Annotated in this window: 14 protein-coding genes; 9 read left to right on the top strand and 5 right to left on the bottom strand. The window is 73.6% G+C overall.

From position 1 onward, the window contains the following. The first annotated feature begins 256 nt into the window (after nt 1-256). Together HHL19_RS27530 and HHL19_RS27525 are read left to right on the top strand one after the other, a co-directional pair. Nucleotides 257-1,114, top strand: coding sequence for a helix-turn-helix transcriptional regulator (locus tag HHL19_RS27530; RefSeq protein WP_169093044.1), 858 nt, complete (start codon nt 257-259; stop codon nt 1,112-1,114). Between the two features lie 110 nt (nt 1,115-1,224). Then, the gene (locus HHL19_RS27525; protein WP_206325181.1) at nt 1,225-2,097 is read left to right on the top strand and encodes a helix-turn-helix transcriptional regulator; all 873 of its coding nucleotides are present in this window, start codon (nt 1,225-1,227) and stop codon (nt 2,095-2,097) included. Between the two features lie 40 nt (nt 2,098-2,137). Here the strand turns inward: HHL19_RS27525 and HHL19_RS27520 are convergent, their stop codons facing one another. Further along, complete coding sequence (locus tag HHL19_RS27520) at nt 2,138-3,502, bottom strand: aspartate aminotransferase family protein (RefSeq protein ID WP_169093042.1); 1,365 nt, start codon at nt 3,500-3,502, stop codon at nt 2,138-2,140. Between the two features lie 165 nt (nt 3,503-3,667). On the opposite strand from HHL19_RS27520, the gene HHL19_RS27515 reads away from it, so the two are divergent. Together HHL19_RS27515 and HHL19_RS27510 are read left to right on the top strand one after the other, a co-directional pair. Continuing rightward, entirely contained in the window at nt 3,668-4,261 is a 594-nt protein-coding gene (locus tag HHL19_RS27515) for a DJ-1/PfpI family protein (RefSeq protein ID WP_169093041.1), read from the top strand. After that, nucleotides 4,258-4,725: a MarR family transcriptional regulator gene (locus HHL19_RS27510; RefSeq protein WP_169093040.1), complete on the top strand. Its 468-nt coding sequence runs from the start codon at nt 4,258-4,260 to the stop codon at nt 4,723-4,725. Before HHL19_RS27515 ends, HHL19_RS27510 begins: the two co-directional genes overlap by 4 nt. Nucleotides 4,726-4,732: 7 nt before the next feature. Here the strand turns inward: HHL19_RS27510 and HHL19_RS27505 are convergent, their stop codons facing one another. Beyond that, nucleotides 4,733-5,614: a glycoside hydrolase family 19 protein gene (locus HHL19_RS27505; protein ID WP_169093039.1), complete on the bottom strand. Its 882-nt coding sequence runs from the start codon at nt 5,612-5,614 to the stop codon at nt 4,733-4,735. A gap of 144 nt (nt 5,615-5,758) precedes the next feature. Further along, a complete protein-coding gene (locus HHL19_RS27500) occupies nt 5,759-6,700 on the bottom strand; it encodes an NADP-dependent oxidoreductase (RefSeq protein WP_169093038.1) in 942 nt (313 codons plus the stop codon). Nucleotides 6,701-7,047: 347 nt separating this feature from the next. On the opposite strand from HHL19_RS27500, the gene HHL19_RS27495 reads away from it, so the two are divergent. Beyond that, complete coding sequence (locus HHL19_RS27495) at nt 7,048-8,967, top strand: serine/threonine-protein kinase (protein ID WP_169093037.1); 1,920 nt, start codon at nt 7,048-7,050, stop codon at nt 8,965-8,967. A gap of 82 nt (nt 8,968-9,049) precedes the next feature. Here HHL19_RS27495 and HHL19_RS27490 read toward each other — a convergent pair whose 3' ends face one another. Beyond that, nucleotides 9,050-10,333, bottom strand: a complete 1,284-nt coding sequence (locus HHL19_RS27490; RefSeq protein WP_169093036.1) for an adenylosuccinate synthase — start codon at nt 10,331-10,333, stop codon at nt 9,050-9,052. A 143-nt stretch (nt 10,334-10,476) separates the two neighbouring features. Here HHL19_RS27490 and HHL19_RS27485 point away from each other — a divergent pair, with 143 nt between their 5' ends. Together HHL19_RS27485 and HHL19_RS27480 are read left to right on the top strand one after the other, a co-directional pair. Next, a complete protein-coding gene (locus HHL19_RS27485; protein ID WP_169093035.1) occupies nt 10,477-11,301 on the top strand; it encodes a diacylglycerol kinase in 825 nt (274 codons plus the stop codon). A 41-nt stretch (nt 11,302-11,342) separates the two neighbouring features. Continuing rightward, entirely contained in the window at nt 11,343-13,103 is a 1,761-nt protein-coding gene (locus tag HHL19_RS27480; protein ID WP_169093034.1) for a hypothetical protein, read from the top strand. On the opposite strand, the gene HHL19_RS27475 is transcribed toward HHL19_RS27480, so the two are convergent. Continuing rightward, a complete protein-coding gene (locus HHL19_RS27475; protein WP_169093033.1) occupies nt 13,076-13,567 on the bottom strand; it encodes a MarR family transcriptional regulator in 492 nt (163 codons plus the stop codon). The two genes, HHL19_RS27480 and HHL19_RS27475, sit on opposite strands and share 28 nt — an antisense overlap. A 92-nt stretch (nt 13,568-13,659) precedes the next feature. Between HHL19_RS27475 and HHL19_RS27470 the strand changes: the two genes are divergently transcribed. Both HHL19_RS27470 and HHL19_RS27465 read left to right on the top strand, forming a co-directional pair. Beyond that, the gene (locus HHL19_RS27470; protein WP_169093032.1) at nt 13,660-14,559 is read left to right on the top strand and encodes an ABC transporter ATP-binding protein; all 900 of its coding nucleotides are present in this window, start codon (nt 13,660-13,662) and stop codon (nt 14,557-14,559) included. Next, nucleotides 14,556-16,136 (top strand): ABC transporter permease, encoded by a 1,581-nt coding sequence (locus HHL19_RS27465; protein ID WP_169093031.1) that lies wholly within the window; start codon nt 14,556-14,558, stop codon nt 16,134-16,136. The genes HHL19_RS27470 and HHL19_RS27465 overlap by 4 nt, the downstream gene beginning before the upstream one ends. The last annotated feature ends 10 nt before the right edge of the window (nt 16,137-16,146 follow it).

Genomic DNA, 16,146 nt, shown 5'->3' with positions numbered 1-16,146 from the left:
TGACCGTTCCATGGGCGACCGACCCGGCCCGGCAGGACAACAGGGGGAATCACATGGGACTCGCCTTGCAGAGACCATGGCATTCGACGCAGCTCGTGAATATGCCATCGAGAACGAACCCGTCCGGCGGCCCGTCGGGCCACTCGCACGTGCCACCCCACAGATCAAGATCGGCGGGGGATTTCCCCCTCGCATGGATTTCGCGCACCGACCGGCCGCACATCACGCGCGGCGACGGCTGAGGAGGCGGGCATCCATGAAGAAGGCTACGGGGGAATTGGAACTCGGACGCTTCCTGCAGATCAGGCGCGGCCGGCTGAGTCCCGAGGACGTCGGACTGACCGGTGACGCCGGGAAGCGCCGACGGGTGTCCGGACTGCGGCGGGAGGAAGTGGCCCAGCTCGCCCGGGTGAGCGTCAACTACTACACACGCCTCGAACAAGGGCAGAACGGCACCGCCTCTCCCGAGGTCCTCGACGCCCTGGCCACCGCGCTGCGGCTCAGCCCGGACGAGCGGGCCCATCTCCACGACCTCGCCGCCCGCTCCGGCCCGGCGCCGAGGAATCCGCAGCCCCTGACCGAGAACGCCCGGCCGGCCGTCGCCCGCATGATCGCGGCGTACGAGAACGGGCCCGCCGTCCTGCTCGGGCGCCGGGTCGACATCCTGGCGTGGAACCGGCTCGCCCGGATCCTCTTCTCCGGCCACATCGACCTCGGCCCGGCCACCCGGGACGGAGACCTGCCCAACCTCGCCGAACTCGTCTTCCTCGAACCGGGTTCCCGCGCGCTCTATCCGCATTGGATGGACGAGGCCCACGAATTGGCGGGATATCTGCGTGTCATGGCGGGCCGATATCCGGGGGACTCCCGACTTTCCGCCCTCATTCACCGCCTCAACGACAAGAGTGCGGAGTTCGCCGAGATCTGGTCCGGGCATGTCGTCTGGGACAAGACCCACGGCACCCGCTCCGTACATCACCCCAAGGTGGGGACGCTGACGCTGTCGTTCGAGACGCTCCGGCTGCCGGACGCCGCTGACCAGTGCATCGTCCTCTACCGGGCCGAATCCGGATCTTCGTCGGAAGCGGCACTCGCCTCGCTCCTCAAGGAATGAACCGACGGCCGCACATGGCCGGATTAGGGAATGATCAATAGGGGCAGGCTGGGGACTGGCGGGGCATTCCATTCCCGTGGAACCGTGTTTCCATGAATGATGCAGCCCGCTTGGGCGATTTCCTCCGGTCCCAGCGCTGTCTCGTCACGCCCGAAGAGGTCGGCCTGCCTCCCGGCACGTCCCAGCGCCGCGTCCCCGGACTGAGGCGGGAGGAGGTGGCGCTCCTCGGCGGGATCAGTCACGACTACTACGCCCGCATCGAACAGGGGCGGGCGCGCCGGGTCTCGCCCGCGGTCCTCGACGCGATCGCCCGCGCCCTGCTCCTCGACAACACCCAGCGGGCGCACCTCTACTGGCTGGCGAACCAGGCCGCGGGCCGGGACGGCGCCGACGCCGTGCGGCGCGTCGCCGCGTCGATGCCGTCGCTGCCCGCCGTGGTGCTCAACCACCGCCACGACGTCGTCGACTGGAATCCGCTCGGAAGCGCGCTGCTCGCCTGGCACCTGCGCGGCACGGCGCCCCAGCCGGACCCCGCCGCGTATCTCGTCGTCCGGCCCAACCTCGCCCGGATGGTCTTCCTCGACCCCCGCACCCGCGCCCTGTTCGGGCGCCGTGACCGGCCGGCGGCCGGGGTGGCCGCCTCGCTGCGCGGGGCCGTCGAGCGGTATCCGACGGACCGCCTGCTCACCGAGCTGATCTCCGAACTGACCGAGAACAGCAACGAGTTCACCGCACTGTGGTGGCGCGCCTCCGCCAAGGCGGCGGGCGACGGGCCGCAGGACTCCTGCGGCCCGGTCACGTTCGACCATCCCGTGGCCGGGCGCATGGAGCTGTCCGTCGTCACGCTGGAGCACCGTTCGGGCTCCGGCGAGCGGGCCGTGGTCTTCAGCGCCGAGGCGGGCTCCCCCTCCGAGCAGGCCCTCGCCCGGCTGGCCTGCCTGCTGCCCGACGCGACGCGGTGCGGCACGCCGGAGTGCGGCTAGGCCCGGTCGCCACCACGGCCCGCGCGGTGGCGCCGGCGGGTCAGACCGTGTGCTCGTCGGCGACCGTGAGGGCCGCGTCGAGGGCTGCCAGGCCCTCCCTGACCTCGTCGTCGGAGACGTTGCAGGCGGGGACGGCGTGGGTGCGGTTCATGTTGACGAAGGGCCAGAGGCCGTTCTTCTTCGCCGCGGCGCCGAAGGCGGCCATGGGGGCGTTGGCCTCGCCGGCCGCGTTGTACGGGACGAGCGGCTCGCGCGTCTCCTTGTTCTTGACCAGGTCGAGCGCCCAGAAGACGCCCATGCCGCGGACCTCGCCGACCGACGGGTGGCGCTCGGCGAGCGCGCGCAGGCCGGGGCCGAGGAGCTGCTCGCCGACGCGGGCGGCGTTCTCGACGACCTTCTCGTCCTCCATCACGTGGATGGTGGCGACGGCGGCGGCGCAGGCCAGCGGGTGGCCGGAGTAGGTGAGGCCGCCCGGGTAGGGGCGGGTCGCGAAGGTGGCGGCGATCTCCTCGCTGATGGCGACGCCGCCGAGCGGCACGTAGCCGGAGTTGACGCCCTTGGCGAAGGTCATCAGGTCGGGGACGACGTCGAAGTGCTCGGCGGCGAACCACTTGCCGGTGCGGCCGAAGCCGGCCATGACCTCGTCGAGGACGAAGACGATGCCGTACTTGTCGCAGATCTCGCGGACGCCGGCGAGGTAGCCGGGCGGCGGGGTCATGATGCCGGCGGTGCCGGGGACGGTCTCCAGGATGAGCGCGGCGATCGTCGCCGGACCCTCGAAGGCGATGGTGTCCTCCAGGTGCGCGAGGGCGCGCTCGCACTCCTGCTGCTCGGTCTCCGCGTAGAACGGCGAGCGGTAGAGGAAGGGCGCCCAGAAGCGCACGACGCCGGCGGAGCCGGTGTCGGAGGCCCAGCGGCGGGGGTCGCCGGTGAGGTTGATCGCGGTGGAGGTGGCGCCGTGGTACGAGCGGAAGGCGGAGAGCACCTTGTGGCGGCCGGTGTGCAGCCGGGCCATCCGGACGGCGTTCTCGACGGCCTCGGCGCCGCCGTTGGTGAAGAAGATCTTGTTCAGGTCGCCGGGGGTGCGCTCGGCGATGAGGCGTGCGGCCTCGGAGCGGACGTCGACGGCGAAGGCGGGCGCGAAGGTCGCGAGCTTCCCGGCCTGCTCCTGGATGGCGGCGACCACCTTGGGGTGCTGGTAGCCGATGTTGGTGTAGACGAGGCCGCTGGTGAAGTCGAGGTAGCGGTTGCCGTCGTAGTCCCAGAAGTACGAACCCTCCGCGCCGGCCACGGCGAGCGGGTCGATCAGGCCTTGGGCGGACCAGGAGTGGAAGACGTGCGCGCGGTCCGCGGCCTTGACGGCGGCACCGGCCTGGGGATCGGGTTCGATGACATGAGGGGTCATGCACCCGAGGGTAAGGAACCGCAGGTGGGGCGGCCATCACCATCTTGTCCACCGAGAACGCGCCGGACACGACACTGTGCTCTGCCGACCGGGCGGCTGCGGATTCCGTCGCCGGCTCCCGCCGCCCCTCTTGACAGCAGGCTGTCATGGCGACAGCCTGCTGTCATGACCTCGGAGACCGTTCACCTCGCCGTGTACGACACCCTCGCCGACTGGGAGACGGGGCACGCCACCGCGTGGCTCGCCCGCGCCGGGTACACCGTCCGGACCGTGGGCGCGGACACCGGGAAGCCGGTCACCACGATCGCGGGGATCCGGATCCTGCCCGACCTCGCGCTGGACGAGCTGCGCCCCGAGGACAGCGCGCTGCTGATCCTGCCCGGAGCCGAGAAGTACGACGAGGGCGACGAGCTCGCGCCCTTCACCGCCGCCGCCCGGGCCTTCCTGGGCGCCGGGGTGCCGGTCGCCGCCATCTGCGGGGCCACCGCCGGGCTCGCCCGGGAGGGGCTGCTCGACGACCGGGCGCACACCAGCGCCGCCTCCTCCTACCTCGCCGCCACCGGGTACGCGGGCGGGGAGCGGTACGTCGAGGCGGACGCGGTCACCGACGGCGACCTGATCACCGCGGGGCCGACCGAACCGGTCGCCTTCGCCCGGGAGGTCTTCGCCCGCCTCGGCGCGTACGAGGGGAAGCGGGACGCCTGGTACCGGCTCTTCCACCACTCCGACCCGGCGGCCTTCGCCGAGCTGAACGGGTGAGCCGCCGCGCCCCGCAGGACGCGCTGAGCCGGACCGCCCTCGCCGTCTTCCGGCTCAACGGCCGGCTCCTCGCCGTCTCGGAGAAGCTGGCCGAGCCCGCCGGACTGACCGCCGCCTGGTGGCAGGTCCTCGGGGCGGTCCTGGCCGAGCCGCTGCCGGTGGCGGGGATCGCCCGGGTCATGGGCATCACCCGGCAGAGCGTCCAGCGGATCGCCGACCTGCTCGTCGGCGACGGCCTCGCCGTCTACGCCCCCAACCCCGCGCACCGCCGCGCCAAGCTGCTCGCTCCCACGGAGGCCGGCCGCGCGGCGATCGCCCGCATCGATCCGGGCCACGCGGAGCTGGCCGCCCGGCTCGTGCGGGAGCTGGGCGGCCAGGATGCCTTCGACGAGACGGTACGGGTGCTGGAGCGGCTGTCGGCGGCGCTGGAGGCCGTCGAGGCCGCCGAGGGGGACCAGCGGTAGGCCCCGCCTAGCAGTACAGGTTCGCGCCCGCCGGGACGCCGAGGATCCGGGTGAACTGCTGGTACGTGGTGACGCGGCTCTGGACCTGGGCGGGGTTGCCGCCGTTGCACTCCAGGGAGCCGTTGATCGCCCAGATGGTCTGGCCGAAGCCGGCGCCGTCGACCATGGCGTTGTGGGCGGTCATGGTGCCGGGGCCGTTCTGGGTGTTCCAGTACCAGAGGCCGGTCATCATGGCGACGTCCGGCTCGCGCTCGACCCGCCAGGGGTTGTTCAGGAGGTCGATGCCGAGGGCGTCGCCGGCGGCCTTGTAGTTGAAGTTCCAGGAGAGCTGGATCGGGCCGCGGCCGTAGTAGGCGGCCTGGCCGGCCGGGCAGCCGTACGGCTGGTTCCCGTCGCAGTAGTGCGGGTAGTTGGCCGTGTTCTGCTCCACGATGTGGACCAGGCCGCCCGTCTCGTGGGAGACGTTGGCGAGGAAGGCCGCGGCCTCCTGCTTCTTCACGGTGTCGCCACCGGTGCCCGCGAACGCCGGGTACTTCTTGGTCGCGGCGACCAGACCCGCGTACGTGTAGAAGGGGTTCCGGTTCGGGAACATCTGGTTGAACTGCGCCTCGGTGACGACGAATCCGGACGGGTCGGGGGTGCCGCCGCCGCCCGTGCCGCAGGCGCCCTCGTCGCGCCAGACGTCGGTGGAGCCGGGGCGCTCGTTCTGCGTCCACCACTTCGCGTACCAGTTGTGGCCGTTGTACGAGGCGGTCATGCCGCCCGTGTAGACCTGGCCCGAGTTCCAGGCGGTGACGCAGGCGGGGGCCGCGCCGGCGGTGGCGGGGAGCAGGATGGCGAGCCCGAGCGCCGTACACAGGGCGGCGAGCAGGGCGAGAAGACGTCGCATGCGCTGTCGTCCTTCCGGTGGGGGAAGGCCAGCGAAGCGGCACTGGTCTGTACCTGTCAAGGTCTAGACCAGGATCCGCCCCCTGGGGCGGAGGCCACCAGGGGGCGAGGGGAAGGGGGCTGACGACGCGTCAGGGAATGGCGACTAGATCATCAGGACGATGCGGCCGGGGCGGTGCCCCGCCTCCACGCGGCGGTGGGCCTCCGCCGCGTTCTCCAGCGGCAGCACGTCGGCCACCCGGGTCGCGAGGGCGCCCGCGCCGACCAGTTCGAGCAGCTCCTTCAGGCGCGCCGCGTCGGGGCGGCCGGTCACCGCGTCCACCCGGATGTCCCGTTCGGCGACCGGGACCCGCTCGCCGGAGGCGGAGACGAAGACCCCGCCGTCCTTCACGGCCGGAAGCAGCGGGTCGGCGATCAGCGCCGCGTCGAAGACCCCGTCCACCCGGTCCGGCGCGGCGCCGAGCACCCCGGCGATCACGTCCTCCGACGCCCCGCGCGGCACCACCGCGTCGGCCCCGAGGAGCCGCAGCTCGTGCAGGTCGTCGGCGTGGCCCAGGGCGATCACCCGGTGGCCCGCCCGCGCCGCCAGCTGCACCGCGAACCGGCCCACCACCCCGCTCGCCCCGGTGACGAGGACCGTCGAGCCCTCCGGCAGCGCCATCAGGTCGAGGGCCTGCGCGGCGGTCAGCGCGGAGAGCGGCAGGGAGGCCGCCGCCGTGAAGTCCACCTCGTCCGGGACGGGGGCCAGCCACTCCGGGTCCACCAGCACGGTCTCCGCGTACGTCCCCGCGCCGGTCCCCTCCTCCACCCAGGGCACGAAACCGGCCACCCGGGTGCCCTCGGGGAGCCCCGGGGCCGGGTCGACCAGGGTGCCCGCGAAGTCGTAGCCGAGCACGAAGGGCGGGGCCAGCGCGCCGAGCGCGGCGGCGTAGCGGCCGGAGCGGATCTTGAGGTCCGCCTGGTTGACCCCGGCGGCCCTGAGCCGTACCCGGACCCGCCCCGGGGCGTCCGCGGGGTCCGGCTCGGGGCGGCGCACCGACCTGAGGACCTCGGGTCCGCCGTAGGCGGTCACTTCGACGACACGCATGGGGTTCCTCCTCCGGAAGGCCCCCTCACGGCCATTACATCCACGCTCCGACGGCACGGGCAACCCCGGCCGGGCCACCCGGACGACCCCGCCCCGGGGCCCCGGCGGGCACCGCCCCGCACCCCTGGCGGGCGCCGCCGAACGAGCGGCGAACCCCACGCGTCGGGCCGCCGCACCGCCCCGCGTCCACCCACCCGCTCGTACACCCGCCCGTACACCCGTTCGCGCCGCCCGGCCATGGTGTGCGCCACCCCGAAGGGGCTGCGGATCTGCGGGGAGGGCTGACACCGGACCGTGACCCGGGCCGTACCCCAGCCCCTCCGCCAGGTCTGGCATCCTCTTTCCACGTGGAGCCATTGAACGCGGAAGATCCGGTCGCCATCGGCCCGTTCCGACTCATCGGCCGTCTCGGGGTCGGCGGCATGGGCCGGGTGTTCCTCGCGCGTTCGGCCGGCGGGCGGACCGTCGCCGTGAAGGTGGTGCACGCCGAGCTCGCCGCCCAGGAGGAGTTCCGGCGCCGCTTCGCCCGCGAGGTCGAGGCGCTCGAACGAGTCGGCGGCACCGGCACCGCGCCCGTCCTCGGCTCCGACACCGCCGCCGCCTCCCCGTGGGTGGCCATCGGATACGTACCCGGCCCCTCGCTGCGGACCGTCGTCGGCGACGAGTACGGGCCGCTGCCGTCCGCCACCGTCCGCGCCCTCGGCTCCGGCCTGGGCCGGGCCCTCGACCACATCCACCGGGCCGGGCTCGTCCACCGCGACCTCAAGCCCTCCAACGTGCTGCTGACCGTCGACGGCCCGCAGATCATCGACTTCGGCATCGCCCGCGCCGTCGACACCGTCACCGACGGCGGCCTCACCAGCACCGGCGCCGTCGTCGGCTCCCCCGGCTTCATGTCGCCCGAGCAGGTGCGCGGCGAGAAGCTGGGCCCCGCCTCCGACGTCTTCTGCCTCGGCTCGGTCCTCGCCTACGCCGCGACCGGCCGCTCCCCCTTCGGCACCTCCGACAGCGGCGTCCACGCGCTGATGTTCCGGATCGCCCACGACGACCCGGACCTGACGGACGTGGCGCCCGAGCTCACCGGACTGATCCGGGCCTGCCTCGCCAAGGACCCGGCGCGGCGGCCGACGGCGGCCGAGATCGCCGAGACCCTGCCGGTCGCCGACCCCTGGCTGCCCGCCGACGTCCTCGCCCGCCTCGGCCGGCACGCGGCCCGCCTCCTGGAGGCGGAGAGCGCGGACGGCGCGCGGGCGTCGGAGCACGCCCCCGAGCACACGCCCGAGCACGCCCCGGAGCGCACGGCGGCCGGCGCGGCGGCCGGCGACCGGACGCCCGCCCCCGCGGCACCTGAGGCGGAGTCCGTACGGCCCCGGCCCCGGTCCCGGCGCCGCGTCCTGACCGCCGCGCTCGCGGCCGCCGCCGTCGCCGCGGCGGCCGGCGTCGGCTACGCCCTGTGGCCGCTCGGCGGCCCCGGCAGCGCCACCCCCGACGACAAGGGCACCACCGCCTCCTCCGCCACCTCCGCGCAGCCCGGCGGGGCCGTGCCCGCCGCCTTCCTCGGCGCCTGGGAGGGCATCCTCCGGGGCACCGAGGAGCACCCGCGCGAGACCGTCCGGATCGAGCTCGTGCAGGGCGCCGTCGGCACCAAGACCGCCGTCTACACCCACGTCGGCGACGGCCGGCTGTGCATGGGCCGCTCGCGGCTCGTCTCCGCCGACGAGGACAAGGTCGTCCTCGGCGAGTCCGACGTCACCACCAGCGTCCCCGCCGGCCGGTGCATGGCGGCCGCCCACCAGACCCTCGCCCTGCGCTCCCCCGAGGTCCTCGAATGGACCTCGGGCGCCGCGAGGACCACCTTCCACAAGGCCCGCACCGGCGCGGGGATCCTGCCCGCGAAGTACCTGGGCCGCTGGAGGATGAAGCCCCTCGTCGAGGGCCCGGCGGCGGACCGCTACACCGACGAGGTGACGGTCACCCAGGGCGCGGTCGGCGCCGCCGTCCTCCGCTCGCTGAGCGTCTACCCGCGCACGGACGAGGAGGGCAACACGCTGTCGGACGCCGTCAACTGCACCTGGACGGCCATCCTGGCGGGCACCACGCCCCCGTACGTCCTCGGCCCCATGGTCCTGGAGCCCGGCGCCGACCCGGAGTGCGTCCGCGACGACCCCGGCAGCTACCTGGTCCTGACGACGTACAAGGGCGAGGAGCTCCTCCAGGTCTACCCGATGTACGACACGGAACCGGGCGAGTACCACCGCGTGGACTGAGCCTCCGGCGAGGGCCGGGACGCGCGAAGGGCCCGCACCCGGCGAACCGGGTGCGGGCCCTTCGTCGTACCGCCTGTACCGCCTACAGGAAGGAGTTGATCTCGATCGTCTCGGTGCGGCCGGGGCCGACGCCGATGGCGGAGATCGGGGCGCCGGACATCTCCTCCAGCGCCTTCACGTAGTTCTGCGCGTTCTTCGGGAGGTCCGCGAAGGTCTTGGCCTTCGTGATGTCCTCCGACCAGCCGGGCAGGGTCTCGTAGATCGGCTTCGCGTGGTGGAAGTCGGTCTGGGAGTACGGGAGCTCCTCGACGCGCTTGCCGTCGATCTCGTACGCGACGCAGACCGGGATCTCCTCCCAGCCGGTCAGCACGTCCAGCTTGGTGAGGAAGAAGTCGGTCAGGCCGTTGACGCGGGTGGCGTAGCGGGCGATGACCGCGTCGAACCAGCCGCAGCGGCGGTCACGGCCGGTGGTGACGCCCCGCTCGCCGCCGATGCGGCGCAGGGCCTCGCCGTCGGCGTCGAAGAGCTCGGTCGGGAACGGGCCGGCGCCGACACGGGTCGTGTACGCCTTGAGGATGCCGATGACCCGGTTGATCTTCGTCGGGCCGACGCCCGCGCCGGTGCAGGCACCGCCGGCGGTCGGGTTCGAGGAGGTGACGAAGGGGTACGTGCCGTGGTCCACGTCCAGGAGGGTGCCCTGGCCGCCCTCGAAGAGGACGACCTTGCCCTCGTCGATGGCGTTGTTGAGGATCAGGGTGGTGTCGGCGACGTACGGCTTGATCTGGTCCGCGTACTGGAGCATCTCCTCGACGATCCGGCCGGACTCGATGGCGCGGCGGTTGAAGACCTTGGCGAGGAGCTGGTTCTTCTGCTCCAGGGCCGCCTCGACCTTCTGCTCCAGGATCGACTCGTCGTACAGGTCCTGGACCCGGATGCCGACGCGGTTGATCTTGTCGGCGTAGGTGGGGCCGATGCCGCGACCGGTGGTGCCGATCTTGCGCTTGCCGAGGAACCGTTCCGTCACCTTGTCGAGGGTGACGTTGTACGGGGTGATCAGGTGGGCGTTGCCGCTGATCAGGAGCTTCGACGTGTCGACGCCGCGCTCGTTCAGTCCGCTCAGCTCGGAGAGCAGGACCGCCGGGTCGACGACGACACCGTTTCCGATCACCGGGGTGCACCCCGGGGAGAGGATTCCGGAAGGGAGGAGGTGGAGCGCGTACTTCTGGTCGCCCACGACGACCGTGTGGCCGGCATTGTTGCCGCCCTGGTAACGCACCACGTAGTCCACGGATCCACCGAGCAGGTCGGTGGCCTTTCCCTTGCCCTCGTCACCCCACTGAGCACCGAGCAGCACAAGTGCGGGCACAGGCGTACACCCCTTCCGGGCGGGGCATGTCCAAGGTCAGGGGGCGTACGCCGCCTCACCGGTGTGCCCCGGAATAGACGAAGCCCCTGGCGCAATAGCGCAAGGGGCTCTTGCACAAAGATGCTACCCGAGGAAGGACCGAGGTGTCGGATCACGACCAGCTGCTGGTCATCGTCGACCCGGTCGCCCGCCGAAGTGACGGCGAGTCCGTGCGGATCGCGAAGGATGTCCTGTCCGCGGGCGCGGAGGCGAAGATCTGCCTGCCGGACTCTCCCGAGGAATTCTCCCGCGCCCTGTCCCGGCGCGGCTCCCGGCGCCCCGTGGTGGTCGGCGACGACCGGGCGCTGCTGCGGACGGTGACCCTGCTGCACCGGGACCGCACACTGGCGCGCGGGGCGCTGTCGGTCGTCCCCGTCGGTGCTCCGGAATCGCTGGGACTGGCCCGGTCGCTCGGCGTGCCGCAGGGCCCGGTCGTGGCGGCGCGGGCGGTGGTGGACGGCGTGGCGCGCCGCATGGACCTGCTGGTCGACGACAGTGACGGGGTGGTGCTGGGCGGCGTACGGATCGGGGCGGAGGCGCCGGTGCCCGCGCCGCCGCCGCACACGGTGTGGGACACCTGCCGCACGCTGGTACGGACGCTGGCCCGCGTCCCGGCGCAGGGCGGGACGCGCACGCACCGGCTGCGGGTGGAGGTGGACGGGGTGCGGCTGCGGGACCTGGACGAGCCGGTGGAGTCGGTGACGCTCCGCTCCCTCGGCGGCGTGGCGGAGGTCGTCGTCCGCCCCCCGGGCGCCCCGCCGGTCCGCGTGGAGGCCCGTACGCTCACGGTCTCCGGCCCGCTCTTCCGCTACGACGCCGACTCCCGCACCTCCCCGCCGCTCACCCGCCGCACCTGGACGGTCCGCGAGGACGCCTGGGCGCTCACGCTGCCGGCTCCGCTCCTTCCGGCGGAGGAGGCCGAGCCTTAGCCTGCCTCCGGGGGCGGAAGTGACGGACGGGGGGGGACGGCATGGCGAGGGCGCTGGACCGGCAGGACACGGCGGAGGCGCTGGAGCGGTACCGGCGGCGGGCCGGGCGCTGGGCGGGGGCGGGCCTCGGCGCGCTCCTGCTGGTGCCGGTGGCCGTCCTGCTCCCCGGGACGGTGTGGGCCGAGGACGTGGCGCCCGTGCTCGGTGGAGGCGGCCTCGTGCTCCTCGCCTTCGGGCTCGGCGCGCTCAGGCTCGCGCGCCGGATGCGGCGCGCGCTGAGCGCCGGGGACTGGTCGGCACACGCCGCCGAGCCGGTGGCGCGCACGCTGCACGCGGCGACCGTCGTCCTGGCGGCTCCGGGGGCCGGTGAGCTGTGGCCGCTGACGGTCGTCGCGGTGCAGCAGCGCTACCACCTGGCGCAGCCGGGGCCTGACGGCGTGCTGTGGTGGTGCGGCGACCCGCACCGGGGCGGGGTGCTCGCCGCGTCGGGCGGCGGGGAGCTGATCTGGGCGAGGCCGGTACGAGGGCGGCGGGCGCGGCAGCGGATCGTCCGGAAGGCGGAGCGGGAAGGGCTGCTGAACCGGCCCGTTCCGCGGCAGCCGCCGGGCGCCGCGGCACCGGCTCGGGCCGCGGCGCCCGCGCCGGTGCGGCGGCGGTGGGGGCTCTGGCGCTGGGTCGTCCTGGTCGCCGGGGTCGCCCTGGGGCTCGGGATCTACGGGGTGGAGGCGTCGGACCGCGATCCGCAGATCGATCTGACCGTGCTGAGCGAGGAGGCCGACGGCAGCTGTGTCGTGCGCTGGACCGACCCCTGGGACCGGCGGGATCGCACCGGCCCGTACCGGTGCGATCCGGAGCGCAGCTCCCTCCTGAGCGACTGGGAGACGGGCTGGATCGTGTCGTACGGCCCCTGGAAGGGCGACCTCTACAACGCCGACTGGTGGGGCACGCCCGCCAACGACGTCAACGACGCCGTCGGCGTGCTCGGCCTGCTGGGCCTGCCGGTCGGACTGGTCGGCGGCGCGGTCGGCCGGTGGCGGCGACGGCCGGTCGCCCCGGTGCCGTATCGGGCCACCGGCGGCACGCAGCGGGTGAGCCTCGTCAAGGCGCGCCCGGGGACGTACACGTACGCGGGGCTGGCGGCCGAGGCCGAGCGGCGGGCCGTCCCGCAGACGCGTCCCCCTCGCCCGGAGGCCGACGTCCGCGAGGTGCCGTGGTGGCGGGTGCGGAGCCTGCGCGCCATGACGTCCGTGCACGAGCTGCTGTTCGGTCTGATCGGCTGCGTGGCCTTCGGCCTCGTCGCGCTGGCCGGACCGGAGGACGTCTCGACCGTCCAGATCTACGGCTTCGGCGGCCTGGTCGTGGCGAGCGTGCTGTTCCACGGCTTCCGGCTGCTGACCGTCGGCCGCCCCATCGCCCTGCTGTTCGCGCGCGCCGCGAAGGCGCCCGTCGCCGTCCCCAAGCGGTACGTCCTGCTGCCCGACCCGTACGGCGGTCTTCCCGTCCTCGTCCTCTTCCCCGCTCACGGCGGGCCGGACGACCGCCCCGAGGCGCTGCTCCCGCTGCTCCCGCCCGGCCCGGCGAAGCGGCCCTGGCAGGGGCTGCCGTCCGCGTCGGCGGGCACCGCCGACCTGCGCGGGTGGCTCGACCGGTCCGACGACGGCGGGCCGGTCGTGGTCGCCAGGATCGAGGGGCGGACGTACTGGCCCGCCGAGCCGTATCTGGAGTCCGGGGAGGGGGACGCCGTCGCGTTCTTCGAACGGCTGGGGGCCGACGGTCAGGCGGAGGCCCTGTCCTCGGACTGAGCGTCGCGGTGGGTGCGCCAGCGGGCGAGCATGCCGTGCATCTCCCGCTGGACGAAGTCGAAGAACTCGGCGGTCTCCGCGACGCGGGTGCCCGCGGCCGTGTCCGGGCCGAGGGCCTCGACGCCGTCGCGCAGGACCTTCTCCCAGCGGGTCAGGATCTGGTCGCGGCGGGTGAAGGTCTCGTACCAGAGTTCGTTGTGGAGCACGTAGCGGTCGCGGCGGGTGCCGGGGTCGCGTTCGCGGCCGACCATGCCCACCTGGGTGAGGTACCGGACCGCGCCGGAGACGGCCGCCGGGCTGATCCGCAGCTGTTCGGCCAGCTCGGCCGAGGTCAGGGAGCCGGACTCGGAGGCGAGCAGGGCCGCGAAGACCCGGGACGCCATGCGCTGTATGCCCGCTTCGGTCAGCTCGGCGGCGAAGCGTTCGACGAACCGCGCCCGGTCTTCTGCGCTGCTGCTGGTCATGCGGTCATCTTCTCCCTCGTCCACCCGGCCGCCCCAACTTTATACGCTTTCTTAACTTCACAAGTTTGTGAAACAAGCGTACGTTCTGAAGCATGACGAAGGCAATCACGGTCGCCGGGCTCCACAAGGCGTTCGGCCGCACCCACGCACTGGACGGCCTCGACCTCACCGTCGCCACCGGCGAGGTCCACGGCTTCCTCGGCCCCAACGGCTCCGGGAAGTCCACCACCATCCGGGTGCTCCTCGGACTCCTCCGCGCCGACTCCGGCGCCGTGCAGGTGCTCGGCCGCGACCCCTGGCAGGACGCCGTCGAGCTGCACCGCTCCCTCGCGTACGTGCCCGGCGACGTGACCCTGTGGCGCAACCTCTCCGGCGGCGAGGTCATCGACCTCTTCGGCCGGCTGCGCGGAGGGCTCGACAAGGCGCGGCGGGCCGAGCTGATCGAGCGGTTCGAGCTCGACCCGACGAAGAAGGGGCGCACCTACTCCAAGGGCAACCGGCAGAAGGTCGCCCTGGTCGCCGCCTTCGCCTCCGACGCCGACCTGCTGATCCTCGACGAGCCCACCAGCGGCCTCGACCCGCTGATGGAGGGGGTCTTCCAGAACTGCATCGCCGAGGCGCGCGAGCGCGGCGCGACCGTCCTGCTGTCGAGCCACATCCTCAGCGAGGTCGAGACCCTCTGCGACCGGGTCAGCATCATCCGCAAGGGCCGCACGGTGGAGAGCGGTTCGCTCGCGGAGCTGCGGCACCTCACCCGCACCAGCGTCAGCGCCGAGCTCGCCGGCGCGCCGAACGGGCTCGCCCAGCTGCCCGGCGTGCACGACCTCGACGTGCGGGGCCACCGGGTCCGGCTCCAGGTCGACACCGACAAGCTCGACGCGGTGCTGCGGTCCCTCACCGAGTCCGGGGTGCGCTCGCTGACCAGCACCCCGCCCACCCTGGAGGAGCTGTTCCTCCGCCACTACGCGGACGACGAGGCGATGGCGCGATGAGCACGCTCGCGGTTCCCCTGACCGGCACCGGCACCCTCGCCCGGCTCGCGCTGCGCCGCGACCGGCTGATGCTGCCGCTGTGGGTGGTGGTCATCGGCGGCATGGCCTCCAGCGGCGTCAGCACGATCGGGGCGCTGTACGACACCGACGCCAAGCGGGCGCAGATCGCCGCCTCCATGAACGCCAACAGCTCCATCCGGTCGCTGTACGGACCGGTCTTCGACGACTCCGTCGGCGGGCTCGTCGCCTGGCGGTTCGGGGTCTTCGCGGCGACGCTCGCGGCCGTGATGAGCCTGATCATCGTCGTCCGGCACACCCGCGAGGAGGAGGAGACGGGCCGTCAGGAGCTCCTCTCCGCCGGGGCGGTGGGCCGGCGCGCGCCCCTGACGGCGGCGCTGCTCACCGCGCTCGTCGCCAACACCGCCGTCGCACTGATCATCACGGCCGGGCTCGCCGGCCAGGGCACGGCGGGGGCACTCGCCCTCGGGCTCGCGGTGGGCGGCACCGGCATGCTCTTCGCCGCCACCGCCACGATCGTCGCGCAGCTCACGGAGAGCGCGCGGCTGGCGAAGGGCCTGACGGCCGCGGTCCTCGGCGTCGCGTTCGTGCTGCGGGCGGCGGGCGACGCCGGGACGGAGGGAGGCTCCTCCGTGCTGACCTGGCTGTCGCCCGTCGGCTGGGCGGAGCAGGTCCGGCCGTTCGGCGGCGAGCGCTGGTGGGTGGTGCTGCTGATCGCGGCGGCGGTCCTCGTCCAGACGGCGGTGGCGTACGTCCTGACCGGGCGGCGTGACGTCGGCATGAGCTTCCTGCCGGCCCGCCCCGGCCCGGCGGAGGGCCGGCTCGCGACGGCCGGCGCGCTGGCCTGGCGGCTGCAGCGGGGCGGCCTCCTCGGCTGGTCGCTCGGGTTCCTCGTGGCCGGGCTCGTCTTCGGCGGGATGGTCGAGGGCGCGGCGGACATCGTCGGGGACAACGAGCAGGCGAAGGAGATCTTCGAGCGGATGGGCGGGCAGAGCGCCCTCACGGACGCCTTCCTCGCCGCCATGGTCGGCCTGTTCGGGCTGATCGCCGGACTGTTCGTGGTCGGCTCGGTGCTGCGGCTGCACGGCGAGGAGACCTCGCAGCGCGCCGAACCGCTCCTGGCCGGCGTGCTCGGCCGGCTGCGGTGGGCGGCGGGGCACCTGGCCGTGGCATTCGGCGGGACGGTGCTGATCATGGCCCTCGCGGGGGTCGGCCTGGCCGCCTCGTACGGCAAGGACTTCGGGCCCGTCCTCGGCGCGGCGCTCGCCCAGCTGCCCGCGATCTGGGTCCTGGGCGGAGTCGCGGTGCTGCTGTGGGGCGCCTTCCCGAAGGCCGCGGTGGCGGCGTGGGGCGCGGCGGGACTCGCACTGGTCATCGGCTGGATCGGCCCGGCCCTGAACCTGCCGCAGGCGGTCCTCGACCTCTCGCCCTTCGGCCACCTGCCGAAGCTCCCGGGCCCGGAGATGACGTGGGCGCCGCTGCTGGTGCTCACGGCGATCGCCGCGGCCCTGGTCGCGGGCGGGCTGTGGCGGCTGCGGCGGCGGGACATCGCCTGCTGAGGCCGTGGCG

It is taken from the genome of Streptomyces sp. R302, assembly GCF_012927245.1.
Taxonomy (GTDB): Bacteria; Actinomycetota; Actinomycetes; order Streptomycetales; family Streptomycetaceae; genus Streptomyces.
Note: the sequence above shows the minus strand (reverse complement) of the source record. Positions and strands in the feature narration are given on the sequence as shown.